Annotated in this window: 1 protein-coding gene; it reads left to right on the top strand. The window is 58.9% G+C overall.

The annotated features are described in order from the left end of the window. A partial coding sequence (locus QP381_RS09250; RefSeq protein WP_285068731.1) for a phosphatidylglycerol lysyltransferase domain-containing protein occupies positions 1 to 218 on the top strand: 218 nt, incomplete at its 5' end. Positions 219 to 253 lie beyond the last annotated feature (35 nt).

Raw genomic sequence — 253 nt, forward strand, 5'->3', positions numbered from 1 at the left:
TTGGGCGCATGCTGGAGCCGGTCTATGGGTTCAGGTCGTTAGCGAGGTTTAAAGCAAAGTTTCAGCCCGCATACGAACCCATGTATCTACTGGTGCCGGATGTTGCTGAGCTCCCCGCGGTCGGGTTTGCCATCGGGCGCGCCTACCTACCCGATTTTGGGGTAACGGATGCTTCCATGATGGGGGCTCGCTGGTTGAGGGCGAAACTGGGAGTCTGACCCTACCCCAAAGATCGCGCCTCTATCAGCACCCG

It is taken from the genome of Pauljensenia sp. UMB6358, from assembly GCF_030216865.1.
GTDB classification, from domain to species: Bacteria; Actinomycetota; Actinomycetes; order Actinomycetales; family Actinomycetaceae; genus Pauljensenia; species Pauljensenia turicensis_A.